26 protein-coding genes are annotated in these 26660 nt (G+C 64.6%); 19 read left to right on the forward strand and 7 right to left on the reverse strand.

Going from position 1 to position 26660, the window contains the following annotated elements:
• Positions 1-252 precede the first annotated feature (252 nt).
• Together P6U29_RS24140 and alr are read left to right on the forward strand one after the other, a co-directional pair.
• Positions 253-1758: a replicative DNA helicase gene (locus tag P6U29_RS24140; protein ID WP_407112610.1), complete on the forward strand. Its 1506-nt coding sequence runs from the start codon at positions 253-255 to the stop codon at positions 1756-1758.
• Between the two features lie 54 nt (positions 1759-1812).
• Positions 1813-3090, forward strand: coding sequence for an alanine racemase (gene alr, locus P6U29_RS24145; protein ID WP_407119413.1), 1278 nt, complete (start codon positions 1813-1815; stop codon positions 3088-3090).
• 157 nt (positions 3091-3247) lie between these two features.
• Here alr and P6U29_RS24150 read toward each other — a convergent pair whose 3' ends face one another.
• Entirely contained in the window at positions 3248-3469 is a 222-nt protein-coding gene (locus P6U29_RS24150) for a cysteine rich repeat-containing protein (RefSeq protein WP_407112611.1), read from the reverse strand.
• A 40-nt stretch (positions 3470-3509) separates the two neighbouring features.
• On the opposite strand from P6U29_RS24150, the gene P6U29_RS24155 reads away from it, so the two are divergent.
• Positions 3510-4280: an exodeoxyribonuclease III gene (locus P6U29_RS24155; RefSeq protein WP_407112612.1), complete on the forward strand. Its 771-nt coding sequence runs from the start codon at positions 3510-3512 to the stop codon at positions 4278-4280.
• Between the two features lie 3 nt (positions 4281-4283).
• On the opposite strand, the gene P6U29_RS24160 is transcribed toward P6U29_RS24155, so the two are convergent.
• Both P6U29_RS24160 and P6U29_RS24165 read right to left on the reverse strand, forming a co-directional pair.
• Entirely contained in the window at positions 4284-4652 is a 369-nt protein-coding gene (locus P6U29_RS24160; RefSeq protein WP_407112613.1) for a GFA family protein, read from the reverse strand.
• Positions 4653-4888: 236 nt separating this feature from the next.
• Positions 4889-5665, reverse strand: a complete 777-nt coding sequence (locus tag P6U29_RS24165) for a potassium channel family protein (protein ID WP_407119414.1) — start codon at positions 5663-5665, stop codon at positions 4889-4891.
• Positions 5666-5840: 175 nt separating this feature from the next.
• On the opposite strand from P6U29_RS24165, the gene P6U29_RS24170 reads away from it, so the two are divergent.
• The 10 genes from P6U29_RS24170 to P6U29_RS24215 all read left to right on the forward strand — a co-directional run bounded on the left by P6U29_RS24170 (position 5841) and on the right by P6U29_RS24215 (position 13037).
• Positions 5841-6062, forward strand: coding sequence for a hypothetical protein (locus P6U29_RS24170; protein WP_407112614.1), 222 nt, complete (start codon positions 5841-5843; stop codon positions 6060-6062).
• A 92-nt stretch (positions 6063-6154) separates the two neighbouring features.
• Positions 6155-6427: a hypothetical protein gene (locus P6U29_RS24175; protein WP_407112615.1), complete on the forward strand. Its 273-nt coding sequence runs from the start codon at positions 6155-6157 to the stop codon at positions 6425-6427.
• 384 nt (positions 6428-6811) lie between these two features.
• Positions 6812-7552, forward strand: a complete 741-nt coding sequence (locus P6U29_RS24180) for a FadR/GntR family transcriptional regulator (RefSeq protein WP_407112616.1) — start codon at positions 6812-6814, stop codon at positions 7550-7552.
• A 52-nt stretch (positions 7553-7604) separates the two neighbouring features.
• Complete coding sequence (locus tag P6U29_RS24185; RefSeq protein ID WP_407112617.1) at positions 7605-8504, forward strand: NAD(P)-dependent oxidoreductase; 900 nt, start codon at positions 7605-7607, stop codon at positions 8502-8504.
• A 10-nt stretch (positions 8505-8514) separates the two neighbouring features.
• A complete protein-coding gene (locus P6U29_RS24190) occupies positions 8515-9198 on the forward strand; it encodes an amino acid ABC transporter permease (RefSeq protein ID WP_407112618.1) in 684 nt (227 codons plus the stop codon).
• A 7-nt stretch (positions 9199-9205) separates the two neighbouring features.
• Entirely contained in the window at positions 9206-9874 is a 669-nt protein-coding gene (locus P6U29_RS24195) for an amino acid ABC transporter permease (RefSeq protein WP_407112619.1), read from the forward strand.
• 1 nt (position 9875) lies between these two features.
• Entirely contained in the window at positions 9876-10634 is a 759-nt protein-coding gene (locus P6U29_RS24200) for an amino acid ABC transporter ATP-binding protein (RefSeq protein WP_407112620.1), read from the forward strand.
• Positions 10635-10654: 20 nt separating this feature from the next.
• Entirely contained in the window at positions 10655-11449 is a 795-nt protein-coding gene (locus tag P6U29_RS24205; RefSeq protein ID WP_407112621.1) for a transporter substrate-binding domain-containing protein, read from the forward strand.
• A 66-nt stretch (positions 11450-11515) separates the two neighbouring features.
• Positions 11516-11962, forward strand: coding sequence for a ribose 5-phosphate isomerase B (gene rpiB / locus P6U29_RS24210; protein ID WP_407112622.1), 447 nt, complete (start codon positions 11516-11518; stop codon positions 11960-11962).
• Positions 11963-12311: 349 nt separating this feature from the next.
• Positions 12312-13037: a sulfite exporter TauE/SafE family protein gene (locus tag P6U29_RS24215; RefSeq protein WP_407112623.1), complete on the forward strand. Its 726-nt coding sequence runs from the start codon at positions 12312-12314 to the stop codon at positions 13035-13037.
• A 12-nt stretch (positions 13038-13049) separates the two neighbouring features.
• Here P6U29_RS24215 and P6U29_RS24220 read toward each other — a convergent pair whose 3' ends face one another.
• Positions 13050-15119 (reverse strand): putative bifunctional diguanylate cyclase/phosphodiesterase, encoded by a 2070-nt coding sequence (locus P6U29_RS24220; RefSeq protein ID WP_407112624.1) that lies wholly within the window; start codon positions 15117-15119, stop codon positions 13050-13052.
• On the reverse strand, positions 15119-16267 hold the full coding sequence (locus P6U29_RS24225) for an ABC transporter substrate-binding protein (protein WP_407112625.1): 1149 nt from the start codon (positions 16265-16267) through the stop codon (positions 15119-15121). Before P6U29_RS24225 ends, P6U29_RS24220 begins: the two co-directional genes overlap by 1 nt.
• A gap of 193 nt (positions 16268-16460) precedes the next feature.
• Between P6U29_RS24225 and radA the strand changes: the two genes are divergently transcribed.
• The 6 genes from radA (at position 16461) to P6U29_RS24255 (ending at position 23792) form a co-directional block, all read left to right on the forward strand.
• On the forward strand, positions 16461-17906 hold the full coding sequence (gene radA / locus P6U29_RS24230; protein ID WP_407112626.1) for a DNA repair protein RadA: 1446 nt from the start codon (positions 16461-16463) through the stop codon (positions 17904-17906).
• 169 nt (positions 17907-18075) lie between these two features.
• A complete protein-coding gene (locus P6U29_RS24235; protein ID WP_407112627.1) occupies positions 18076-18705 on the forward strand; it encodes a CvpA family protein in 630 nt (209 codons plus the stop codon).
• A gap of 26 nt (positions 18706-18731) precedes the next feature.
• Positions 18732-20255, forward strand: a complete 1524-nt coding sequence (purF, locus tag P6U29_RS24240) for an amidophosphoribosyltransferase (protein WP_407112628.1) — start codon at positions 18732-18734, stop codon at positions 20253-20255.
• A gap of 172 nt (positions 20256-20427) precedes the next feature.
• A complete protein-coding gene (locus P6U29_RS24245) occupies positions 20428-21168 on the forward strand; it encodes an SDR family NAD(P)-dependent oxidoreductase (RefSeq protein WP_407112629.1) in 741 nt (246 codons plus the stop codon).
• Between the two features lie 81 nt (positions 21169-21249).
• Complete coding sequence (locus tag P6U29_RS24250) at positions 21250-22398, forward strand: hypothetical protein (RefSeq protein ID WP_407112630.1); 1149 nt, start codon at positions 21250-21252, stop codon at positions 22396-22398.
• A 167-nt stretch (positions 22399-22565) separates the two neighbouring features.
• Positions 22566-23792, forward strand: a complete 1227-nt coding sequence (locus P6U29_RS24255; protein WP_407112631.1) for an ABC transporter substrate-binding protein — start codon at positions 22566-22568, stop codon at positions 23790-23792.
• 212 nt (positions 23793-24004) lie between these two features.
• On the opposite strand, the gene P6U29_RS24260 is transcribed toward P6U29_RS24255, so the two are convergent.
• Positions 24005-25261: a TCR/Tet family MFS transporter gene (locus P6U29_RS24260; protein WP_407112632.1), complete on the reverse strand. Its 1257-nt coding sequence runs from the start codon at positions 25259-25261 to the stop codon at positions 24005-24007.
• Positions 25258-26640, reverse strand: coding sequence for a ribosome biogenesis GTPase Der (gene der / locus P6U29_RS24265; protein ID WP_407112633.1), 1383 nt, complete (start codon positions 26638-26640; stop codon positions 25258-25260). The genes P6U29_RS24260 and der overlap by 4 nt, the downstream gene beginning before the upstream one ends.
• Positions 26641-26660: the final 20 nt, after the last annotated feature.

A 26660-nucleotide genomic window follows, 5' to 3' on the forward strand; every position in this document is an offset into this window, starting at 1 on the left:
CGATAGGTCTGCGCGCTAGTCGACAGGGTTCATGGATTTCAGGATTTTTCCATGGCGTGACCGTGCGGCCGCTTCCAGCGCGCACCGGTTCCGCGAAAATCCCGTCAAGCGCGGCGCGTGCCGCAGCTGCCAATCATCCACCATTTTAACTGAGCGGTTGATAGCGGCCAGCTTTCGCTTCCGCTTTGGCTTGAGGCGGCGCTTTATCCCGGCCCCGCATCCGCCCAAGAAAATTGCTAAACACGTCCGACCATGGCCCTGACTGATTCGAACGTTCTCAAACTCGCGCCCGATGCTGGGACTCCCGCTTATCGGAGCGCGCCGCACAATATCGAGGCGGAACAGAGCCTCCTGGGCGCAATCCTGGTCAACAACGACGCCTTCTACCGCGTCTCCGACTTCCTGGAGGCGAAGCATTTCTTCGAGCCGCTGCACCAGACCATCTTCGAGACCGCCGGCAGCCTGATCCGGATGGGCAAGATCGCGACGCCCGTCACGCTAAAGACCTTCCTGCCGGCCGATACCGATGTCGGCGGCATGACCATCGGGCAATATCTGGCGCGGCTTGCGGCCGAAGCCACCACCATCATCAACGCCCAAGACTACGGCCGCACCATCTACGACCTGTCGCTGCGGCGCGACCTGATCGGCATCGGCGAGGACATGGTCAATGTCGCCTATGACGCGCCGGTCGACTTCGCTCCGCGGGCGCAGATCGAGGACGCCGAGCGCCGCCTCTACGAGCTCGCCGAATCCGGCCGCTATGACGGCGGCTTCCAAAAATTCTCGCAGGCGCTGACGGTTGCGGTCGATCTCGCCGCAAAAGCGTTCCAGCGCGACGGCAAGCTGTCGGGCATCTCGACGGGCCTGCGCGACCTCGACACCAAGATGGGCGGCCTGCAGCACTCCGACCTCATCATCGTCGCGGGGCGTCCCGGCATGGGCAAGACCTCGCTGGCGACCAACATCGCCTACAACGTCGCCCAGGCCTACGTGCCCGAACTGCAGGCCGACGGCACCATGAAAGCCGCCAATGGCGGCGTGATCGGCTTCTTCTCCTGCGAAATGTCGGCCGACCAGCTCGCCACGCGTATCGTGGCCGAGCGCACCGGCATTCCCTCCTCCCACATCCGGCGCGGCGGCATCTCGGAAGCCGATTTCGAGAAGATCCGGCAGGTCTCGATCGAGCTGCAGTCGCTGCCGTTCTATGTCGACGCGACCGGCGGCCTGTCGATCGCGCAGCTGATGGCGCGCGCGCGCCGCCTCAAGCGCCAGAAGGGCCTCGATCTGCTGGTGATCGATTATATCCAGCTGCTCTCAGGCTCGGGCAAGCGCGCCAGCGACAGCCGCGTGCAAGAAATCACGGAGATCACCACCAGCCTGAAGGCGCTGGCCAAGGAGCTCAACGTTCCCGTGATCGCGCTGTCGCAGCTCTCGCGTCAGGTGGAATCGCGCGACGACAAGCGGCCGCAGCTCTCGGACCTGCGCGAATCCGGCTCGATCGAGCAGGACGCCGACGTCGTGCTGTTCGTGTTCCGCGAGGAATATTACCTCGCCATGAAGGAGCCGCGTCCCGGCACCGAGGAGCACGCCAAATGGCAGGCCGACATGGAGCGCACGGTCGGCCGCGCCGAAGTCATCATCGGCAAGCAGCGCCACGGCCCGACCGGCACGGTCGAGCTGCATTTCGATTCCTCGGTCACGCGCTTCGGCGACCTCGCGCATGACGGCCAGCTGCCGGATCGCAGCGACTACTAGACTGTTCCCTGGGTTGAACGGCGCGGGCCTCTTGCGTAAAACGGCGCCATGACAATGGCGTCCGACCCGAAAACGATCCCGCAATCCGGCCCGCTCTCCGCTGAGGCCAATCAGGCTGCCGCGCTCGCCGCCTATGGCGGCGTGCTGACCGTCGATCTCGACGCGATCATCGCCAATTGGCGCAAGCTCGAGAAGACGGCGGTGCCGGCTGAATGCGCGGCGGTGATCAAGGCCGACGCCTATGGCTGCGGCGCCGAGCAGGTGTCACGAGCGCTGAGCAAAGCGGGCTGCAAGACCTTCTTCGTCGCCACCATCGAGGAAGCGCGCAAGGTGCGCGCAGCCGTTCCGGAGCCCACGATCTACGTGCTCGGCGGCTATTTCCAGAACACCGGCGAGCACTACGCCAAGATCAATTGCCGGCCCGTGATCGGCGATCTCAACGAGCTCGCCGAATGGGACGTGTTCTGCCGCCGCACCGGCTGGAACGGAGGCGCTGCCGTTCACATCGACACCGGCATGAACCGGCTCGGCCTAACCTTATCGGATGCGCAGGCCATCATCCCCCGCATCAACGCCGGCGATCACGGCATCACACTGGTGATGAGCCATCTGGTCTCGGCCGAGCAGCTCAACAGCCCGGTCAATGCAAGACAGCTCGCGGCCTTCCGCAGCATTGCCAGTGAGTTCACAGGCGTGCCGGCAGCGCTCGCCAATTCCTCCGGCATCTTTCTCGGCGCGCCCTTCCAGTTCGACCTGGTGCGACCGGGGGCTGCGCTCTACGGCGTCAATCCGACGCCGGAGGCCGACAATCCCATGCAGCAGGTGGTCGACCTCAAGGCACGCATCGTGCAGATCCGCAACGTCGAGCGCGGCGAGACCGTCGGCTATGGCGGCACCTGGACCGCGCGGCGGCCGACGAAATTGGCGGTCATCGCGGTCGGCTATGCCGACGGCTATTTCCGCGCCGCCAGCTCCAATGACGGCACCCGCGGCGCCGAGGTCATCGTGGCCGGCAAGCGCTGCCCGGTCGCGGGCCGCATCTCGATGGACCTGATCGCCATCGACATCACCGATCTGCCGCCGAACGCGGCGCGGCGCGGCCACATGGCGACGCTGCTCGGCGACGGCATCACCGTCGACGAGCTCGCACACCATTTCGGCACCATCGGCTATGAGGTGCTGACCAGCCTCGGCCACCGCTATGCCCGCGTGTACAAGGGCGGCAATGTTGTCGAGCCCCTGGTCAAGCCTGAATCCGTGCAAGCGGCCGAGCCGCCGCCATCGCTGCCCTCGGTCGAGCAGCCCGCAAACCCACCGCGATTGCCGAGCTAAGCGACTCGTGCCCCGGACGCAGCGCAGTGCGCCGCGCTTCGCGGCGTAATGCGCCGCAGAGCCGGGGCCTATCTCTCAACAGCGTACCGTGTCGCCTTCTGGGTCCCGGCTCTGCGCCGCATCGCTTTCGCGCTGCGGCTGGTCCGGGACACGAGATCTACTGCTTCTTCCGGCTGTCGATCGCCGTCTTGCAGGCAGCGCTGAGCTGGTCGCGCTTGCCGTTGAGGCAGGCAACGACGCGGCCGCCGCCCGGCGCGATGCCGGCGCAGAATTTGTCATAGTCCGCCTTGCACGCGCCGCGCGGATCGGACGTTTGTGCCGATACGCCTCCGGAGAACGCGACGACGAGTGCGATGGCAACAAAGCTCAACTTGGACATTGTATCTCCGGTGACGGAAGGCAGGAGCCGCTAGCTCTACATGAAGATCGCGACATTCAACATCAACAACATCAACCGCCGCCTGCCCAATCTGTTGGCATGGATGCGCGTCGCGAAGCCCGATATCGTCGCACTTCAAGAGTTGAAGGCAAGTGATGGCGAATTTCCGGCGGCCGCCATCGAAAAGGCCGGCTACGGCGCGGTGTGGTGTGGACAAAAGACTTGGAACGGCGTCGCCATTCTCGCCCGCAACGCCGCGCCCGTGCTGACCCGCGATCGCTTGCCGGGAAAGCCTGGCGATCTCGAAGCCCGCTACATCGAAGCCGCCGTGCGTGGCATCATCGTCACCAGCATCTATCTGCCGAACGGCAATCCGCAGCCGGGACCGAAATTCGACTACAAGCTCGACTGGTTCGCGCGGCTGAGGCGCCACGCGAAGACCTTCATCAAGCAAGACCTGCCGGTGGTGCTCGCCGGCGACTACAACGTCGCGCCGACGGAAATCGACATCTACCCGACGCGCTCGTGGGACAAGGATGCGCTGATCCAGCCGAAGAGCCGCGCAGCCTTCGCCTCGCTGGTCGAACAAGGCTGGTGCGATGCGATCCGCGAGCTGTATCCGGGCCAGCGCATCTACACCTTCTGGGACTACAAGCGAAACCGCTGGCTGCGCGATGCGGGCCTGCGGCTCGATCATCTCCTGCTCAGCCCCGCCCTCGCCTCGCGTCTGGCAAAAGCCGGCGTCGACAAGAGCATCCGCGGCGAGGACGGCGCGAGCGATCATGCGCCGGCGTGGGTGGTGTTGCGGTGACCCTCACCACAAATTCCTGCCGTCGATCACGTTCACCGGCACGGCGTCGAGATCGAAATCGTCGAACAGGCGTGCATTGACGGCGACCTTGGGATTGTCGAAGTCGGGCTTGCCGCTCGACCAGTCCGGCGACTCCGAATAGGTGCCGCAGCCGCAATTCGCGCAGAAATGATGTTTGACCGTGCGGCTGCCCCAGAGATAGGTCGCGACGTTCTCCGCCGGTGACAGCAATCGAAACTGCGCCGGCGTGTAATAGGCCCATAACGCGCCGCGCTTGGTGCAGAGCGTGCAGGTGCAGCGTGTCACGCTCGAAGGCGCCTCCGTCACCTCGAACACCGTCTCACCGCAATGACAGCTTGCCTCGATCGGCATGATCCGCTCCCCGTCTTGTCAGGAGATGGACGTAGCCGGCCCCTGCTGCCAACATGTTGTCAGCAGCGGAGGCGTCCAAACCAAAAATATGAAAAACAACCCCATGCACAGTAGGAGACCCCTGTCCGGTCAATGGTTTATAGATACCCCGAATTGGAGTTGATCCGTCGGACAAAACACTGGCATGATGTCACCATCGAAGACGTCCCACCTGCCTCGCCGACCGTGAGACCTCTTCAAACTGCCCCCTCATCTGGAATATTGAGAACGGTGCCGCAGGCCTTGCAATGCACGGCGTCGGCATCGTGCCTCTGGAGTCCGCAGGCCGGGCATGGAAATCGCACCTTTTGCGGACTGAGGAGCGCGCGGGCAAGATTGAAGAACAGCGTGACGCCGAAAATCATGATCACGACCGTGATCAGACGACCGAACGTACCCGGCAGGGTAATGTCGCCAAAGCCGGTCGTCGTCAGCGCCGTGACGGTGAAATAAAGGGCATCGGCATAGTTTCGGATCTCATCGTTGCGGAACTTCTGAGTTTCGTAAACGATCCCGGTCATGACGAAGATGAAAACGGCCAGGTTCGTGACGGCGAAGATGACCTCTTCGTTGCGACGGAAGAACGGAGAATCGATGCGCAACCTCACCAGCATCTGATAGTCGCGAAGCAGCCCCAACGTTCGCAGGATCCGGAGAAAGCCGCCCGCCTCTCCGGCAAGCGGTGCCAGGAAGGACACGATCGCAACCATGTCAGCCCACGTCGCCAGCTGACTGAACTTCCGAAACGGATGCCGATCGACGATGAGCCGTGCCGAGAAGTCGGCAAGCAGCATGAGGCCGAAGAGGACATCGAGCGTTTCAAGGATCTCACTGGGAGGCAGGAACGAGGTCGCGATGATGAACAGCACCGTCACGATATCGAAGGCGAGCAGCGCATAGCGGAAGCGCACGCCGCTCGGCGTTGCGCCCTCGTAAAGGCCGCGGACGTTGCTTCTGAGAGACGTGAGGGTCACGGCATCATGATCGCGATTTGCACGGATGATGGCAACTCGGAACGCGTACCGCAAGATCTGACCCAATCGCTGCTGTCTCTGGCTGGAGCAGGAGAACGTTTGCGAATCTGAGGGAGGCCAGGTGATTTAGTAACGAGGAGAACGACGTCGCGTTCAACTCCCTTTTGCGGGCTGAATGCTCAAAGCCGAGGAATGTCGGAAGCTCGCCGAGCAGTATCGAGCACGCGCCAACGATGGAAGACCGGCGCCCCGCCTTGCCAATGTCCTTCTCAGCGTTGCCAATGCCTATCTCGCGCTGGCAAGCCAGCTTGATCTCCTCGCGTCCGTTGAAAGCCAGGAGAACGCGAGGACAGGCCGGATATGCCTGAAGGCAGCGAACCAGCACCCCAGGGAATAAAACAGCCCTAAAATCTTGGCTCTCGCTCATTGACACATTGATACAACTTGAGGAAGCATCAGGCGTTCATTCAAGTTTTTGGAGAATGCCATATGACTACTATCCACATGGACTCCTCCGTTAGCCAGACTATCACCCGCGCAGTTATGAACGGAGGAGTTCTGAGCTGCACCAAAGCCAGCGACAAAGACGTTTACTCTCATTCGATATGGACAACAGAGAGCAATATTCGGCAGTTCACGATGCATGAAGGCGACAGCATCGTAATCCCGCCCGGCTCAACCCTCACCGTCTGGATATTCCGAAAACAGCCTGGACAATCGACCTGGAAGATGGAATTCGAACTCAAAGAGAAAGCGGCCTGAGGCTTTCGCAATCTGGACCGCTCTCGCAAACCGCGAGAGCGGTAAGTCGTCGTGTCGAGAATGAACGTCTTCGGCGAATACGTGCTGCCAAGATCGATGTGGAGCTATTCGACCTTTGCCGTCCAGTTTGCCGCGAGCGGCGCCTCGATACCAACCGCCCCAGTCAGCGCGATAGCCGCTCGCGGAGCTAAGCGGAGACGCGGAGTCGACTTGGCGATAGGCGGCGACCGGTGGTCCCAGGCCGGACCTGCCGCGTAGCCCACGCGCGCGCCTAGGCAAACCAGAGCAACCGCGATTGTCGGCCCGGGTTGAGAGCCGGGCCTCTTGACCTCTGCATTTTGGTCAGCATACTGGTCTGACCAAGATCAGACCAAGCAGGACGGGATGGAGCTTAAGCGGGCTACCGATGGCGAGAAGGGGTTCGAGAAGGTGTTCGCCTTCTTGCGCGAACGCCTGCTTGCGGGCTCGCTGAAGCCCGGCGACCGCCTAATCTCCGAGCGCGAGCTCGCCACCCAGCTCGGCGTCAGCCGGCCGATCGTGCGCGAGGCGCTGCGTGCCCTCACCGTGCTCGGCATCGTCGAGATCCGCGACCGCATCGGCACCGTGGTGACCCGGCCGGACGTCTCGGTGCTGAACGACTTCTTTACCTTCGCGCTGGCCCAGCAGGCGGACATGCTCGACGACGTCATGCAGGCGCGCGTCGCGATCGAATGCCAGGCCATCCGACTCGCCTGCGAGCGTGCCAACATTGCCGATTTCGAGCGGCTGCAGCGCGCGCTGGCGAAGATCGGCGAGACAATCGACGAAGCCGACGCCGGCGGCATGGCCGACTTCGACTTCCATCGCGCCATCGTCGTCGCCTCCCATTCCGAGACGCTGACGGTGCTGCACGGTTCGATGGCGGGCCTGCTGACGCATTCGCATCGCAGCCGCCGCGAGCTGGTGCAGGCCTTCCCGTCGATGAAGACCTATCTGATCGACGATCACCGCCGCATCTTTGAAGCCATCATCGCGCGCGATCCGGAGCGCGCGGATGCGACGCTGCGCAAGCATTTTGCCATCGGCGACGAATACCGCAGACGTGCCGTCGTCGGCGACGTTGACAAGACCAGCGCCTTACGCTGATCGCGACAGGCCAATCAAACAAGAAACCATCATCAAGAAGTGGACTGACAACATGGGACGGAACGACACAGGCAATGTCGGCTTCATCGGCATCGGCACGATGGGACGGGAGATGGTGCGCAACCTCCTGGTGGCCGGCCATGCCGTTCGCGTCTTCGATCTGAACGAGGCCGCACTGGCCGACAGTATCAAGGAAGGCGCGATCCGCGCCAACAGCCCTGCCGATGCAGCGCAAGGTGCCGACATCGTCATCACCATGCTGCCCGACACGCCTCATGTCGAGGCGACCATTTACGGCGAGCAAGGCCTGCTGAAATCCCCTCCGCCCGGCAAGCTGATCGTCGACATGAGCACGATCTCGCCGGTTGCCGTTCGCCGTATCCATGCCGAGCTGCAAAAGGCCGGCGTCAGCTTCATCGACGCGCCGGTCTCGGGCGGCCCGGTCGGCGCCAAGAACGCCGCGCTCTCGATCATGGCCGGCGGCGATGCCGACGCCTTCAGCCGGGCCGAGCCGTTCTTCCGCGCGATGGGCACCACCATCACCCATGTCGGCGCCTCCGGCGCCGGGCAAACCGTCAAGCTCTGCAATCAACTGATCTGCGGCATCAACATCCAGGCGATCTGCGAAGCTCTCGCCCTGGGGCGCGCCTCGGGCATCGATCTCAATCTGCTGCGTCGAGTTCTGCTCGGTGGCTCCGCCGCCTCCTGGATGCTCGACAAGCTCGGCCCGGCGATGATCGCGGGCGATGTCTCCGCCGGCTTTCGGATCGATCTCCAGCTCAAGGACCTTCGCCTCGTGCAGGAGCATGCGCAGGCACTGAACGTGCCCCTGCCCGGCACGGCGCTGGTCACCAGCCAATATGTCGACGCGCGCGCTCACGGTGAAGGCAGCAACGGCAACCAGGCGCTGTTCCGCGTCTACGACCGCATGACCAACCAGATCACCGGCTGACGCGACGGCGATGGGCCTTCAACTCGACTTTCCCGCAGTGCTGGAGCGCTGGCCGAGTTTTCTGGCTGGCGCCGTCCTCACGCTGGAACTTGCCGCCTTCGCGACGGTGCTGGGTGCCCTGCTCGGCACGCTCGCCGCGGTTGGGCGCGGCACGCACAACGCCCTGATCGCGGGCGCCTGCAAGGCCTATGTCGAGACGATCCGCAACACGCCGCTCCTGGTGCAGATATTCCTGGTCTATTTCGGCCTCGCCAGCCTCGGGCTGAAATTCTCCGCCTTCACCGTGGCCGTGGCTGCGCTGACGATCAATGTCGGAGCCTACACCGCGGAGATCATGCGCGCCGGCTTCGAGGCCATCCCGCGCGGGCAGATCGAGGCGGCCGAAGGGCTCGCATTGTCGCGCCTGCAGATCTACTGGCACATCATCCTGCTGCCGGCGATCGAGAAGGTCTATCCCGCACTCACAAGCCAGTTCGTGCTCTTGATGCTGGCCTCCTCGGTCTGCTCGCAGATCTCGGCCGAGGAGCTCACCGCGGTCGCCAACTACATCCAGTCGGACACCTACCGGGCGTTCGAGACGTACATCATCGTCGCAGTCCTCTACGTCATCCTGTCGCTGGTGATGCGTGCCGGTTTCTGGGGCCTCGGCCTCGTGCTGTTTCCGCGCCGGCGCCGGCTCGGCACGCCGTTGTGAGATGACCATGGGCGGACATCTCAACATCAATCACCTGATGTTCCTCGGCCAGGGCGCGTTGTGGACCATTGGTCTATCGCTGATCGCGCTGATCGGCGGCGGCATCGTCGGCTTCGTGATCGCGCTGGCGCGGATCTCGCCGCTCAAGACCGTGCGGATCGCCAGCGCCGTTTATGTCCAGCTCATCCAGGGCACGCCGCTGCTCGTCATCCTCTTCCTCGGCTATTTTGGCCTCGCCGCCATCGGCCTCAAGGTCTCGCCGCTCGTCGCTGCCGGCGCCTCGCTGACGCTCTACGTCGCCGCCTATCTCGGCGAGATCTGGCGCGGCTGCATCCAGTCCGTGCCGAAACCGCAATGGGAAGCCGCCGAGGGCCTGGCGCTGAGCCGGACACAGCGCATGATGAAGGTGATCCTGCCGCAGGCGATCCGCATCGCGACGCCGCCGACCGTCGGATTCATGGTGCAGATCATCAAGAACACCTCACTCGCCTCCGTCGTCGGGTTCGTCGAGCTTATGCGCTCGGGGCAGATCGTCAACAACTCGCTGTTCGAGCCGTTCGCCATCTACGCCATCATCGCCGTCGTCTATTTCGCCATGTGCTATCCCCTGTCGCTGTTCAGCCAGAGGCTGGAACGGCGGATGGGGAGTGGCAGGTCCAACCTCGCGCCAGCCTGACATGCAGCAAAACGCTCCCTCCTCCGAACCAATCGTGTCGCTCCGCGACGTGCAGAAAAGCTTCGGCTCGCTCAGGGTGCTCGATGGCGTCTCCTTTGCCGTCGCGCGCGGCGAGGTGCTGGCGCTGATCGGCCGCTCCGGCTCCGGCAAGAGCACGGCGCTGCGCTGCATCGATCGCTTCGAGAAGGTCGACGGCGGCGAGATCATCGTCTGCGGACATCGCGTCGACCGGCCGGATGTGAACTTGCGCGCGCTGCGCCAGGATGTCGGCATCGTGTTCCAAAGCTACAACCTGTTTCCGCACCTCACGATCGAACAGAACATCACGCTCGCACCCTGCGCGGTGAAGGGCATGGCAAGCTCGCACGCCAAAGACCTCGCGCGAAAAGTGCTCGCACAGGTCGGGCTCGAGGAGAAGCTGCACGCCTATCCCGAGCAGCTCTCGGGCGGACAGCAGCAGCGCGCCGCGATCGCCCGCTCGCTCGCGATGCAGCCCAAGGTCATGCTGTTCGACGAGGTCACCTCCGCACTCGATCCAGAGCTCACCGGCGAAGTGCTGAAGGTGATCGAGCAACTGGCGGCTGACGGCATGACCATGGTGATGGTCACCCACGAGATGGGCTTCGCCAAAGGCATCGCCGACCGGATCGTGTTCATGCATCGCGGCAAGGTCCACGAGACAGGACCCGCCTCGATCCTGACGTCGCCGACCACGCCCGAACTCACGCAATTCGTGGGGACGGGAAACCTAAAATCATAACAGGGAGAGGAGAACCAGGGATGACCAACAAGAGACTTCTGAGGAGCGCCGCCGCGCTGTGCGGCCTCATCATGCTGGCGGCCACGCCGGCCTCGGCCGATCTGCTCGACGACATCATGAAGGCGAAGAAGATCCGCATCTCGACGGATCTTGCCATCCCGCCCTCGGGCATGATGGATTCCAGCATGAAGCCGACCGGCTCCGACGTCGAAGTGGCGCAGCTGCTCGCCAAGGACTGGGGGCTCGAGCTCGAGTTCATCCAGACCACCGGCGCGACCCGCATCCCGAACGTCCTGACCGGCAAGGCAGACATCATCATCTCGACCCTGTCGGTGACGCCGGACCGCGCCAAGGTGATCGACTTCACCAAGCGCTATGCGACGCTGCAATCCGATATCGGCTGCCTGAAATCGTCGACCGTCAAGGACTGGCCGGATCTCAAGGACAAACCGATCGGCGTCTCGCGCGGCACCACCCAGGACACCACCCTGTCCAACATGAAGGACAAGGAACTCAAGATCGCGCGATATGACGACGATGCCACCATGGTGACGGCGGCCGTCTCGGGCCAGGTCGACTGTGTCGCCTCGTCCGCGACCATCATCAACCAGATCGGGGTGAAGAATCCCTCCCGCGTGTTCGAGTCCCGAATTCCGCTGGCGAGTTTCGACCTTGCTGTCGGCCTGAAGAAGGGCGAGCAGCCCTTGATGGACAAGCTCAACGCCTGGATCACCGAGAACGTCAAGAACGGCAAGCTCAACGCGATCTACAAGAAATTCCACGGTGTCGAGCTGCCGCCCGACATGCGCAGCTGAAACCACGAGAACCGTGACAGCCGCGTGCGGCTGTCACGGTCAATGCCAAATCAAGAAGGACACTACATGCGTCTCGTCATCGGATCCGACCACGCCGGCTGGCCACTCAAGCAGACCGTCATCGATCACATCCGCAAGCTCGGCCACGACATCATCGACGTCGGCTCCTATGACGACAAGCCGGTGGATTTTCCGGATATCGCGCGGGCTGTCGCGCAGAAGGTGACGTCGGGCGAAGCCACGCGCGGCATCATGGTGTGCGGCACCGGCGTCGGCGCTTCGATCGCCGCCAACAAGATGAAGGGCATTCGCGCCGCGGTCTGCCACGACGTCCACTCCGCCCATCAGAGCGTCGAGCATGACGACGTCAACGTCATGTGCATCGGCGCCCAGATCGTCGGCGCCTGGCTCGCGGTCGATCTCGTCTCCTCCTACCTCTCCGCCGAATTCTCCACCGATGTGGATTTCCGCCGCCGCGTCGAGAAGCTGCGCGTCATGGACGAGCAAGGCTGACAACGCGCTGCTGCTCATCTTCCGTCATTGCGAGCGCAGCGAAGCAATCCAGAGTCTTTCCGCGGATGCATTTCTGGATTGCTTCGCTGTGCTCGCAATGACGACGTCGAAACGGACGTGCGCCGTTACTCCGCTCTGTGCCCCGGACGCAGCGCAGCACGCAGTGAGGCGCTGCTGAGCCGGGGCCCATGCGGCACTTGATGAGTGGCTTCCTGGGTCCCGGCTCTGCGCAGCAGCGTTACACGCTGCAGCGCGTCCGGGACACGAGAGAGACCTGGCGGAACAGGGCGCCGCCATTCACTCATGGCCTTCCTCCGGCTAGACTGCTCCGATTCCCGGAGCCATCCCATTGGCCTTCCTCTTCGTCCTCAGCGTCGGGCTCATCGCCGGCACCATCTCAGGCATCGTCGGCACGGGCTCGTCGATCATGCTGATGCCGGTGCTGGTCTATGCCTATGGGCCGAAGGAGGCCGTGCCGATCATGGCGGTGGCCTCGGTGATGGCGAATTTTTCCCGGATTTTGGCGTGGTGGCGCGAGGTCGATTGGCGGGCCTGCGCGGCCTATTCGGTGACGGGCATTCCGGCGGCTGCGCTCGGTGCGCGGACGTTGCTGGCGCTGCCCTCGCATGCCGTCGATCTCGCCATCGGCAGCTTCCTGATCGCGATGGTGCCGGTGCGGCACTGGCTTGCACGGCACGATCTCAAGGCCAATCTCTGGCATCTCGCGATCGGCGGCGCAGTGATCGGCTATCTCACCGGCATCGTGGTCTCGACCGGCCCGCTCAGCGTGCCGCTGTTCCTGTTCTATGGCCTGTCCAAGGGCGCTTTCCTTGCCACCGAGGCGGCCTCCTCGCTCGGCCTCTATTTCGCGAAATCAGTGACCTTCGAGCGTTTCGGCGCGCTGACGGGCGACATCTTCATCAAGGGCCTGATCGCGGGCTCCTCGCTGATGTTAGGCGCCTTCATCGCCAAACGCTTCGTGCTGCATCTGAAGCCGGACGTGTTCCGCCTGGTGATGGACGCGATCATGATCGCGGCCGGGCTCTCGATGCTTTGGAACGCAGCTCAGCCGTGAGACGGCCGCGGCTCAGGCAGCGAATTGCGGGGTGATCGATGGGCTGTCGGTGATGACGCAGCTCGCCACCGCCGGCTGCCCGTCGAGCCATTGCAGCACGGCCTCGAGTGGCTGCGGCCGCTGATAGAGGAATCCCTGCCCGAGCCTCACGCCCATCTCACGCATGGCCTCGGCCTGATCGGCGCACTCGATGCCTTCCGCGACCAGGGTCAGCCCCAGCGTGCCGGCGAGCGATGCGATGACGCCGACGATGGCCTTGTCTTCCGCGCTGTCGGGAATCTCCCGGATGAACGCCTTGTCAATCTTGACCTTGTCGAGCGGGAAGCGCCTGAGATGAGCGAGCGAAGAGTAGCCGGTGCCGAAATCGTCGAGCGCGATCGTAGCGCCTAAGCGCCGCAGGCGATGCAGCGTCTCGGAGGCACTGGCGATGTTGTTGATCAGCGATCCCTCGGTGATCTCGAGCTCGAGCATCGATGCCGCGACACCGAAGCCCGCGCAGGTCGCGCGCAGCTCGGCGGCGAGCGAATGGTCGGCAAGTTCGGACGGCGGCAAATTGATCGCGATCCGGATCTGCGGCCTGCCAGCGGCGGCCAACCGTTGCAAGGCCTGGCAGGCATCGGTCAGCACGTAGCGGGTCAGCCGCGCATTGTTGCCGCTGCGCTCGATCAGCGGCAAGAATTCGCCGGGACCGATCAAGCCATGTTCAGGATGGCGCCAGCGGATCAACGCTTCCAGGCCGACGACTTCGTGGCTTTCGAGGTCGACCTGGCTCTGGTACCACACCTCGAACTGCCTCTCGGCGAAGCCGGTGGGAATGGCGAGCTCGATATCCCTGCGGCGGCGATAGTCGTGCTGGAGCGCTTCGTCCAGCACGGCGACGGTGCCGGGCGCCTTGCTCTTGGCATGATAGAGCGCGATGTCGGCGAGCGTCGGCAGATGCGACAGCTCCGGATCGTCGGCGTGGCGCACGGCAAGACCGATGCTGGCGCGCGGCACCACCTGCTTGTCGTGAAGCCGGATCGGTTCGGAAATGGCCTCGAGCACCTGCTGTGCGAATGCGTGCGCGGCCTGTTCGTGGCTCACCTCGGGACGAATGACGACGAACTCGTCGCCGCCGAGCCGGGCAACCCAGTCCTCCGCTTCGACCGCGTGACGAAGACGCTGCGAAATCTGAACCAGGAACGCGTCGCCGGCCTCGTGACCGAAGGTGTCGTTGATGCCCTTGAAGTCGTCGAGATCGATGAAGCAGAACGCGACCAGCGTCTCCGGCGAGCCCCCGTCCCGGCTTGCCACGGCCAGGCGCTCGGTCAGGGAGCGCCGGTTCGGCAGCCCGGTAAGCGGATCGTGCGTGGCCATGTGCCCGAGCCGGTCCAGCGCGCCTGACGTCGTGTGCTGCATGGCATTGAAGGCGCGCGCGAGCTGACCGAATTCGTTCGAGGATGTGACGTCCGCCGGATAGGCGCGGCCGTCCTGCTTGCTGCGCTGGATCGCCGACATCATGGCCGCGAGCGGCCTGCCGATGAAGATGTTGGCGGAGATCCGCATGGCGATCAGCGTCGCAAACGTTGCGAGCAGGCCGACGACCAGCAGCAGCACCAGGCGGCTGCCCGCATCCGCATACAACGTCGTACGGGAATAGGCGATAGCGATGCGGCCGGCCTGAACGGCCATGTTGCCGTTGCTGTAGTGGATCGGGCGCGAGACCTGCGCGACCGACTGGCCTTCGGAGCGCGCCGCCACGCGGGCAATCGCAGCGCCGGTATCGTCATAGACGGCCGCCGCCGCGATGGTCTCGTCGTGCATGATCTCGTTGAGCACGCCCGTGACCTGGTCGTAGCGCATCTTCCAGAGCGGCTCGGCGATCAGCTCGGCCCGGCTCTCGGCGACGCGGGCCATGCGGGCGTCGAGCTGCCTGACCTGCGACCAGAAGCTCGATGCCTCGACACCGGCGGAGGCGAGCAGTTGCACCAGCAGCAGAACGGGTACGGTGGCCCAGATCATCGCGTGGACGACCGAGCGTAAGCGCGGTGGCTCTGACTGCTGGCTGCAATCCGGATCGATCATCGCCTCATCCTTGCGCATCAGTCCGCGACGCCTTCGGGAAGCGGCAGCGACGAGATGAGCGCATCGAGGGAGAAGTCATATCGGCCGCAGCGGCCGGCCTTCGCCCGGAACCGCGTAAAGTCGATCCGGTCGAACGCCCGCGTCCTGATGAGGTCGCCGATCGAACCGAGATTGTCGCGCGTGATCGCCAACGTCTTGACCTCGACGCGGGGGGAAACGGCTGCGAAATCGCAGCCATCGGCATAGTCGCGCAGGAGAACAATCGACCAGCCGCCGAGCAGGAAATGCCCGCCGTCGGTCAGGAGCAGACGACCCTCCTTGATCTCGCGCAGCGCGTCCTCGGACCAGTTGAGACCCACCACCTGGATGTTCCGACCGGGCACGAGGCCGGCAGCGATCACCGCACGCAGCGCGCCCAGCGCCATCGGATCGTTTCCGGCCCAGATGCCGGCAGGCCGGATCTCCTTGCGAGAAGCCCAGCCCAGGTAGTTCGCCGTGACCCGCTCGGCCTCCGACTGCGTCCAGTTGGCGAACAGCAGCCGGTCCACCACGACGTCTGGCGCGGCATCGACGGCAAGCTTGAGACCGGCGTTGCGGGCGATCGAGGCGGGCGTGATCTCGTCGCCGCCGATGCCGAGAATGTGGATCTTGCCGTCGGGGCTCTGCCATTTCTCGGCACGCGCGGACTTGATCAGCGCATTGGCCATCCGCGCGCCCGCGGTCTGAAGATCGGTCGTGATGTCGCCGAGCCAGGTCTTGAGCTTCTGACGCGGCGGTCCAAGACGCGCCGCATCCTGGCCGATCAGCGTGTTCGAGAGCAGCAGCGTCTTGACGCCCGCAGCCTCGGCCGCCTCCAGGATCGGGACGGCGGCGGACTCCTCGTTCGACAGGATGAGGAAATCGGGCTTGTCGGGACGTGCCACCACGCTAAAGCCGAGCTCCTGCATGGTGCGGTAATTCCGCTCGCTGGTCAGCACCTCGACACGCGCGTCGAGCTTGCGGCCGGCGGCCTGCATGGTCTGCGCGACCATGTCCCAGTAGACCTCGCCGGTCCTGCCGGGACTGACGAAAACGATGTCGAGCGGCTTGGCAAGGCTACGGGCGGCGGACGCGAAAACGCCGCAGGCCATGCCCGCAGCGAGCAATATTCGCAGGAATCTCGTCATTTCTCGTCGCCGCCCCCATTGGTTCCGAGATTGGACCCGCGTCCGCTAACATTTGGCAAAATCCAAGCGGGCACCGCAGCGCAGAGCTAACGAAAGGTATATCTACCGTGCCGAATTGAGCTCATCGAGGCGCCGGCGATCAGCGGCGCCATTTCCGTGCTATCAGCAATCTGAAACCCGACTCGCTGTCCTCATGGCCAAATCCACCATTTCCTTCATCTGCCAGAACTGCGGCGCGGCCTATAACCGCTGGCAGGGCAAGTGCGAGTCCTGCGGCGAGTGGAATACGCTCGCCGAAGAAGACACCAGCGGCAGCGTGCCGGTGTCGATCCGCTCCAAGCGCAAGGGCCGGACCTTCGCGCTGGAGAGCCTCGCCGGAAAAAGCCCAGATGCGCCGCGCCTGTCCTCAGGGATGACCGAGCTCGACCGCGTCACCGGTGGGGGCTTCGTGCGCGGCTCGGTGCTGCTGGTCGGCGGCGATCCCGGGATCGGCAAGTCGACGCTGCTGACGCAGGCGACCAGCCTGCTGGCGCGCGCCGGCCACCGCGTCGTCTACATCTCCGGGGAAGAGGCGGTCGCACAGGTGCGGTTGCGCGCCGAGCGGCTCGGCCTGTCGGACGCGCCGGTGCAGCTCGCCGCCGAGACCTCGGTCGAGGACATCGTCTCGACGCTGTCGGAGGGCCCGGTGCCCCGGCTGATCGTGATCGACTCGATCCAGACCATGTGGACCGACACGGTGGAGTCCGCGCCCGGCACCGTGACGCAGGTGCGCGCCTCGGCCCAGGCGCTGATCCGCTTTGCCAAGAAGACGGGGGCGGCGATCATCCTGGTCGGCCACGTCACCAAGGATGGCCAGATCGCAGGCCCCCGCGTGGTCGAGCACATGGTCGACGCGGTGATGTCGTTCGAAGGCGAAGGCTCGCAGCAATTCCGCATCCTGCGCGCCGTGAAGAACCGCTTCGGGCCGACCGACGAGATCGGCGTTTTCGAGATGACGGGCCTCGGCCTGCGCGAGGTCACCAACCCCTCCGAATTGTTCCTGTCCGAGCGCGATCTCGGCACGCCCGGTACCGCAGTCTTTGCGGGCATCGAGGGCACAAGGCCCGTTCTGGTCGAATTGCAGGCGCTGGTGGCCCCGACCTCGCTCGGCACCCCGCGCCGGGCCGTGGTCGGCTGGGATCCAAGCCGGCTCTCGATGGTGCTGGCGGTGCTGGAGGCCCATTGCGGGGTCAAGCTGTCCGGCCACGACGTCTACCTCAACGTCGCGGGCGGCCTGCGCATCCAGGAGCCGGCGGCTGACCTCGCCGCTGCCGCGGCGCTGGTGTCGTCCCTGGTTAATGCGCAGTTACCGACCGATGCGGTCTATTTCGGCGAGATCTCGCTCTCCGGCGTGGTGCGCCCGGTGGCGCAGACCCCGGCCCGGCTGAAGGAAGCGGCAAAACTGGGCTTTCAGCGCGCCGTGCTGCCCGAATCGGCACGGGGCGAGGCCGGCGGCGATGCCGGATTGTCGCTCAACGCGGTGAACAGCCTGACGACCTTGGTGGCCGAGATCGCCGCCCGCGGCTCCCGCCGGGGCGAATCGAACCCGCCGGTAGAGAAAAATGCCACACCGGCAAGATTCCGCCGTGGAGAGGGTTAGGTGGAGGTGACGCCGGAGGCCCTCGCCGCTATACAGCCGTCACAAAAGCAGCATGGGATTGCGGTGGTTGCGGCCTTGCCGGGAACGCCGTCTGCCCTTCTTTTAGGGCAACGGCCAAGCACCGATTCGGCTGAGCACCTTTGAGAGTACGAGCGGACCAGACCAGCCGATGCCAGTAACACTCCTCGACCTGATCCTGCTCGGTGTGATGCTGATCTCGGGCCTGCTCGCCATGGTCCGCGGCTTCATGCGCGAAATCCTGTCGATCGCGGCCTGGGGCGCGGCGGCGATCGTGACGCTCTATTCCTTCTCGAAGCTGCTGCCGACCGCCAAGAGCTATTTCAACAACGACACCGTCGCGAGTGTGGTCGTCGTTGCGGGCGTATTCGTCGGCACCCTGATCGTGGTCTCCGTGATCACGGTCCGGATCTCCGACATGATCCTGGATTCGCGCATCGGCGCGCTGGACCGCACCTTGGGTTTCCTGTTTGGCCTGGCTCGCGGCCTTTTGATCGTCGTGGTCGCCTTCCTGTTCTTCACCTGGTTGGTGCCGGACAAGCAGCGTCCGGACTGGGTCACGGGGGCCAAGTCCCGCGTGGTGCTCCAGGGAACCGGGGATTGGCTCATGGCCCTCTTGCCCGACGACCCCGAGAACACCATCTTGAAGAGATTCAAGAAAAACAAACCAGATGATGATCAAGCTGAATCCGAGCAGCAGCCTTCGGGCAGTGGCGACGGATACAGTAAGTCTGCTCGTGACGGCATGAAAAAGCTGATCGAGAAACCTACGGCGCGTTGATAGCCCTAAAGAGAGGCGCGGACGAGATGCGACACCCTGACCAGGACGCCCAACTTGATCTCGATCCAAACGCCGGTCCGGGTCCGGCCGCGCTGGAGCTTCAGGACGACCTGGAAGGGGATACGCTGCGCGAGGAATGCGGCGTATTCGGCATCTACGGTCACCCTGATGCGGCCGCCATCACAGCGCTCGGCCTTCACGCCCTCCAGCACCGCGGCCAAGAGGCGGCTGGTATCGTCTCCTACGACGGCAGCCGCTTTCACTCGGAACGCCGCCTCGGCCTCGTCGGCGACACCTTCTCCCGCCGCGAGGTGATCGACCGCCTGCCCGGCAGTGTGGCGGTGGGCCATGTCCGCTATTCCACCACCGGCGCCACCATCCTGCGCAACGTGCAGCCGCTGTTCGCCGAGCTCAATGCCGGCGGCCTTGCCGTAGCCCACAACGGCAATCTCACCAACGGCCTGACGCTGCGCCGCGAGCTCGTGAAGCACGGCGCGATGATGCAGTCGACCACCGACACCGAAGTGATCCTGCACCTGGTCGCGCGCTCCAAGCGCACCCGTTTCATCGAGCGCTATATCGACGCGCTGCGCGAGATCGAGGGCGCCTATGCGCTGGTCTCGCTGACCAACAAGAAGCTGGTCGGCGCGCGCGATCCGCGCGGCATCCGCCCGCTCGTGCTCGGCGAACTCGACGGCTGCCCGATCCTGACCTCGGAGACCTGCGCCCTCGACATCATCGGCGCGCGCTTCGTGCGCGACATCGAGCCAGGCGAAGTCATCGTGTTCGACGAGAACGGCCAGGACATCCACAAGCCGTTCCCGCCGATGGCGCCGCGCCCCTGCATCTTCGAATACATCTATTTCGCCCGTCCGGATTCCATCGTCCACGGCCGCTCGGTCTACGAGGTGCGCAAGAATTTCGGTGCGCAGCTCGCGCGCGAGAGCCACGTGCCGATCGACGTCGTCGTGCCGGTGCCGGATTCCGGCGTGCCGGCCGCGGTCGGCTACAGCCAGTATTCCGGCGTGCCGTTCGAGCTCGGCATCATCCGCAACCATTATGTCGGCCGCACCTTCATCCAGCCGACGCAGGCAATCCGCGAATCCGGCGTGCGCATGAAGCACTCGGCCAACCGCGCGGCGATCGAGGGCAAGCGCATCATCCTGATCGACGACTCGCTGGTGCGCGGCACCACCTCGAAGAAGATCGTGCGCATGATGCGCGATGCCGGCGCCAAGGAAGTGCACTTCCGCCTCGCCTCGCCGCCGATCCTCTATCCCGATTATTACGGCATCGACCTGCCCGACCGCGGCGGCCTGCTCGCGGCGACGCATTCGCTGGAGGAGATGCGCGAGATCATCGGCGCCGACTCGCTCGCCTTCTTGTCGATCGACGGCATGTACCGCGCGATGGGCGAGCCCGGCCGCGACCCCGCCAATCCGAAATTCTCGGATCACTGCTTCACCGGGGCCTATCCGACCCACCTCACCGACCAGACCCAGACCGAGCCGCAGCCGCGGCAGCTGTCGCTGCTGGCGGAGGCGAGCTGACCTTCTGCTGTCATTCCGGGGCGCGCAGCGCGAACTATGGTGCGCAATTGCGCACCTGAGAATCTCGAAGTCGTCGTGTAAGCTCTGGGTTCCGGGTTCGATGCTTCGCATCGCCCCGGAATGACGGTGGCACGGGCTTGTGCGGGCCGCCCGCCTCTGCAATACCGGCCGCATGACAAAGCCCCTCGCCAACCGCATCGCTCTCGTCACCGGCGCCTCGCGCGGCATCGGCTTCGCCACGGCCCTCGCGCTGGCGAAGGCCGGCGCGCATATCGTTGCCGCCGCGCGCACGCAAGGAGGGCTGGAAGAGCTCGACGACGAGATCCGGAAAGACGGCGGCAGCGCAACCTTGGTGCCGCTCAACCTCACCGATTCCGACGGCATCGCGCGTCTCGGCGCCGGACTGCATGAGCGCTACGGCAAGCTCGATATCCTCGTGGGCAATGCGGGCGTGCTCGGCCCGTCCTCGCCGATCGGCCATATCGAGCTAAAGACCTTCAACGACGTGATGGCAGTGAACGTCTCCGCGAACTTCCAGCTGATCCGCTGCATGGAGCCGCTGCTGAAGCAGTCCGATGCCGGCCGCGCGGTGTTCATCACCTCGGGCGCCGCCAACAAGGCCACCGCCTATATCAGCCCCTATGCGACGTCGAAGGCCGCGCTGGAGACGCTGGCGCGCGCCTGGGCGCAGGAGACCGCGAACACGAACCTGCGCGTCAATCTGTTCAACCCCGGCCCGGTCCGCACCCGCATGCGCGCGACCCTGATGCCGGGCGAAGATCCGGCGACGCTCGACACGCCCGAGCAGGTCGCCGAATTCATCGTGCCGATGTGCGCGCCCGCCTGGAGCGAGACCGGCAAGTTCTACGACTACAAGACCCGCACCTTGATGAGCTTCCGCGCGCCGGCCTGATTGACTCGATTGCCTCCCCGCGATTGACTGCCGCCGCTCAAGCGGCAGCAAGCCGCGAAGCCAACAACAAGGGAGGTTGCCATGTCGCCATGGCATGATGGCGCGCGCTCTGCGCGTGTGCTCGCAAGTGTCTCTCAAGCCATCTTCATCCTGATCGCAGTCATCGCATTCGCGCTTCCGCGCGCCGCGAGCGCCGGAGATGTTCCGACCTTCGCCGTCGATCCCTCCTGGCCAAAGCAGCTGCCGAACAACTGGATCCTGGGCCAGGTCGGCGGCATCACAGTCGACTGGCAGGGCCACATCTGGGTGATCCATCGCCCGCGCTCGCTCACCGACGACGAGAAGGGCGCGAGCCTCAATCCGCCGCGCTCGAAATGCTGCGTGTCGGCGCCGCCGGTGCTCGAATTCGACAGCGACGGCAACCTGCTGCGCTCCTGGGGCGGTCCGGGCCCAGGCTACGAATGGGTCGGCCGCGAGCACGGCATCGAAGTCGACGAGCGCGGCTTCGTCTGGATCGGCGGCAATGCCGACAATGACAACGCGATCCTGAAGTTCACGCTCGACGGCAAATTCGTGGCTCAGATCGGCAAGATCGCACCGAGCCTCGGCAGCAACGACACGACGCAGCTCGGTAAGCCAGCGGAGACCGCGATCGACAAGGAGGCGAACGAGATCTACGTCGCCGACGGCTATGGCAACCGCCGCGTCATCGTGTTCGACGCGACGACGCTGGTCTACAAGCGGCACTGGGGCGCCTACGGCAACAAGCCTGATGACGGCAAGCAGGCGCCCTACGATCCCAAGGCCCCGGTTGCCCAGCAGTTCGGCAACCCGGTCCACTGCGTGAAGCTCGCCAATGACGGCCTCGTCTATGTCTGCGACCGCATCAACAACCGCATCCAGGTGTTCAGGAAGGACGGCACCTTCGTGAAGGAGTTCTTTTTCGAGAAGAACACGCTCGGCAACGGCGCAGTGTGGGACATCGCGCTCTGGCCCGATCCGAAGCAGACCTATCTGCTCAGCGCCGACGGCGAGAACAACGAGATCCGGGTGATCAAGCGCGACGACGGCAGCGTGGTCGGCAGCTTCGGGCATAGCGGCCGCAATGCCGGACAATTCCACTGGGTGCACGCCATGGCGATCGACGCTAGGGGGAACGTCTATACCGCCGAGGTCGATACCGGAAAGCGCATCCAAAAATTCACGCTGACCTCGGACGCGCTCAGATAGCGTCTTGACGCATCTTTGCCAAAAATTAACCGGCCGATGACGCTACGACGCACCGTCATCCGGCTTTAGGCGCATTGCCGCCGTCCGTGGGACAGGCTACAGCCATCAGTCGGAACCAAGGCTCCGCAAGAGAGCCGTCCGCATATTTACAATGGAGGAGACCTTTCATGATGACGACGTTCGCACGCCGCACCGCCGCCTTTCTGGCTTGCGCCGCTTTCGGTTTTGCCACATCCGCCCATGCCCAGGACAAGACCGTCAAGATCGGCGTGCTCAACGACATGTCGAGCCTCTATGCCGACATCGGTGGCCCGAACTCCGTGGTCGCGATCAAGATGGCAGTCGAAGACTCCGGCCTGCTCAAGAAGGGTTGGAAGATCGACATCATCAGCGGCGACCATCAGAACAAGCCTGACGTCGGGGTCAACATCGCCCGGCAATGGATCGACACCGAGAAGGTCGACGCCATCGCGGACACGCCGAACTCCGGTGTGGCGCTCGCGGTCAGCAATGTCGTCAAGGAGAAGAATGCGGTGCTGCTCAATTCAGGGGCGGCCACGGCCGACCTGACGGGCAAGGCTTGCTCGCCGAACACGATCTCGTTCACTTACGACACCTACATGCTCGCTAACGGCACCGGCAAGGCGCTCACGAAGGCGGGCGGCGACACCTGGTTCTTCCTGACTGCCGATTATGCGTTCGGTCACGCCCTCGAGCGTGACACCAGCGCCGTGGTCACTGCCAACGGCGGTAAGGTGCTCGGTGGAGTCAAGCATCCGCTCAACACGGCGGACTTTTCGTCCTTCCTGCTGCAGGCGCAATCCTCCAAGGCCAAGGTGGTTGGCCTCGCCAATGCCGGCGGCGACACCACGAACTCGATCAAACAGGCGGCCGAATTCGGCATCGTCTCCGCCGGCCAGAAGCTCGCGGCGCTGCTGCTGTTCATCAACGACGTGCATTCGTTGGGCTTGAAGACCGCCCAGGGCCTGACCTTCACCGAGTCGTTCTACTGGGACCTGAACGACAAGACCCGCGAATGGTCCAAGCGCTTCTCGGCGCTGGCTAGCAAGAACGCGATGCCCTCGATGACCCAGGCCGGCAATTACGCCATGGTGCTGCATTATCTGAAGGCGATGGAAGCGCTCGGCGGCAATCCGCATGACGGCGCCAAGGTCGTTGCCAAGATGAAGGAGCTGCCGACCGACGACCCGCTGTTTGGCAAGGGCCCGCTGCGCGAGGACGGCCGCCGCCTCATCCCCGCTTACCTGTTCGAGGTGAAGAAGCCCGAGGAGTCGAAGGGTCCGTGGGACTATTACAAGCAGATCGCCACGATCGCACCGGAAGACGCGGCCAAGCCGCTCAAGGACAGCGACTGTCCGCTTGTGAAGAAGTGACCGCCTAGCGGTCGCGCATAGCTCGACGACGTCATGCCCGGGCTTGTCCCGCCTGCGCGGCCGAAGCCGCTTCGGCGAGGCGAAGGCCCGGGCATCCACCTTTGGGGCCATGGAAAACGCAGCCGTCGGGGGTGGGCAAAGCGAAGCGTGCCCACCACTGTTCGATTTTGCGGCGAGATGGTGGGCACGGCGCTCAAGCGCCTTTGCCCACTCTATGAGACCGTCTTCGTCCCACCCAGCGTCCGCACCGCGATCGCCACGCAGACCACCATCAACATCGCCGCGAGCAGGAACGGCGCACCGGGCAGATGCAGCGGCGCGCTGGCGCCAATGAAATATGAAAACGTCAGCGTGAACAGGAACGGGCCGACGAGCTGCGAGACGCTCTGCACGCTTGCGGTCGCGCCCTGCAACTGGCCCTGCTGATCGGGCGCAACCAGCCGCGTCATCAACGATTGCGAGGCGGCCCCCGAAATGCCCCACAGCGCCAAAATGGGAATGCCGAGCCAGGATAGCGGTCCGGTCGGCGCAGCGCCCAGGACCACGAAGCCGATCGCACCACAGCACAGGCCGAGCAACAGTGCATTTCGCTCGCCGAGTGCACGCACGATCGGGCCGATGGCGAGCCCCTGCACCACCATGGCGCAGATACCGACCATCGCCAGCGTCAATCCCACGGTCTTGGAATCCCAGCCGTAGCGATAGGTCGCATAGAGCACGAATGTCGATGGCAGCACGACATGCGCGACCTGCGCGATGAAGTTGACGACCGACAGCGCAGCCAGCACCGCATTGGATCGCAACAGATGCAGAGCCCCGACCGGATTGGCACTTCGCCAGCGGAACGGTGCGCGCTTGTCGGGCGCAAGCGATTCCGGCAGGACGAAGAGCCCGTAGAGTGCATTGGCGAAGCTCAAGGCTGCCGAGGCCCAGAACGGCAGGCGGGGATCGATATCGCCGAGCAAGCCGCCGAGCGCCGGCCCTAAGATGAAGCCGGCGCCGAAGGCCGCGCCAATCCTGCCGAAAATCGCCGCGCGCCGTTCCGGCGGCGTGATATCCGAAATGTAGGCGAACGCAGTCGAGATGCTCGCCGAGGTGATGCCGGAGATCACGCGGCCGATGAACAGCCAGACCAGCGATGGCGCCAGCGCCATCAGCACGTAATCAGCCGCGAGCCCGAAATTCGACAGCAGCACCACGGGCCGGCGCCCGAAGCGGTCCGACAGCGCGCCGAGCAGCGGCGAGAACACGAACTGCATCAGCGCCCAGGCGGTGCCGAACAGGCCGAAGATGCGCGCCGCATGCGCGGTGTCGTTGTCGACGAAGCTCTCGATCAGCTTCGGCAGGATCGGCATGATCACGCCGAGCGCGAGCATGTCGAGCAGGATGGTGACGAAGATGAAGGCGACCGCGCCGCGCCGGACCGGCGCAGCACTCGCCGTTACCGTCTCGCCGCCACCGTCACTCACGACGGCCGCTTGCGCTTGTGCGCGAAGGGATTGGCCTTCTCGCGCAAGGTGATGCGCACCGGCGTGCCCGGCAGATCGAAGGTCTCGCGCATGGAATTGGTGAGGTAGCGCAAGTAGGATTGTGGCACCGCGTCCGCGCGCGAGCAGAACAGCACGAAGCTCGGCGGGCGCGCCTTGTTCTGCGTGATGTAGTTCAGCTTCAGCCGACGGCCGGACACCGCCGGCGGCGGATTGGCCTGGATTGCCTGCTCGAACCAGCGATTGAGTGCCGAGGTCGGCACGCGTCTGTTCCAGATAGCGTAGGCGTCCTGGATCGCCTGCATCAGGCGGTCGATACCCTCACCCATCAGGCCTGAGACCGCGACGATCGGCACGCCCTTGAGCTGCGGCAGCCAATGATCGACGTCGCGGCGCAGACCCGAGATGGCGCCGCCGCCCTTGGTCTCCATCAGATCCCATTTGTTGACAGCGAGCACGACCGCCCTTCCCTCGCGCTCGATCAGATCGGCGATGCGCAGATCTTGCTCCTCGAAGCGGTTCTGCGAATCCATCATCAGCACGACGACTTCGGCAAAGCGCACCGCGCGCAGCGCATCGGCAACCGAGAGTTTCTCCAGCTTCTCCTCGATCCGCGAGCGCCGGCGCAGGCCGGCGGTATCGAACACGCGGAAATCGCGCCCCTTCCAGTTGATCTCGACCGCGATGGAATCGCGCGTGGTGCCGGCCTCCGGGCTGGTCAGCAGGCGCTCCTCGCCGAGCAGGTGATTGATCAGCGTCGACTTGCCGGCGTTGGGCCGGCCGACGATGGCGACGCGGATCGGGCGGGTCGCGGCCTCTTCCTCGGAGAGCGGTTCATCGTCCTCGACCTCATCGTCCTCGACGGGCTCCGGCATCAGCTTGCTGAGCGCGTCATAGAGCTCGCCCATGCCCTCGCCATGCTCGGCCGAGATCTGGATGGGATCGCCGAGGCCGAGCGCGAACGCTTCCATCGCACCGGCATCGCCATGCTTGCCCTCGCTCTTGTTGGCGATGAGCAGCACCGGCTTGTTGGCCTTGCGGGCGAAATCGGCGAAGGCGCGATCGGTGGGCGTGAGACCGATGCGGGCGTCGATCACGAAGAACAGCGCGTCGGCTTGCGCGATCGCGGTCTCGGTCTGCTCCTGCATGCGCGCAGTCAGCGAGCCCTTGGCGCCCTCGTCGAGGCCGGCGGTGTCGATGATGGTGAAGCGGAGATCGGCGAGCCTGGCCTCGCCCTCGCGGCGGTCGCGGGTGACGCCCGGCAGGTCATCGACGAGCGCGAGCTTCTGCCCAACCAGGCGGTTGAACAGCGTCGACTTGCCGACATTGGGCCGGCCGATGATGGCGATCGTGAAGGACATCGGTCATTCGTGCGCTGCCG

Source organism: Bradyrhizobium sp. LMG 9283 (assembly GCF_045571415.1).
GTDB lineage: Bacteria > Pseudomonadota > Alphaproteobacteria > Rhizobiales > Xanthobacteraceae > Bradyrhizobium.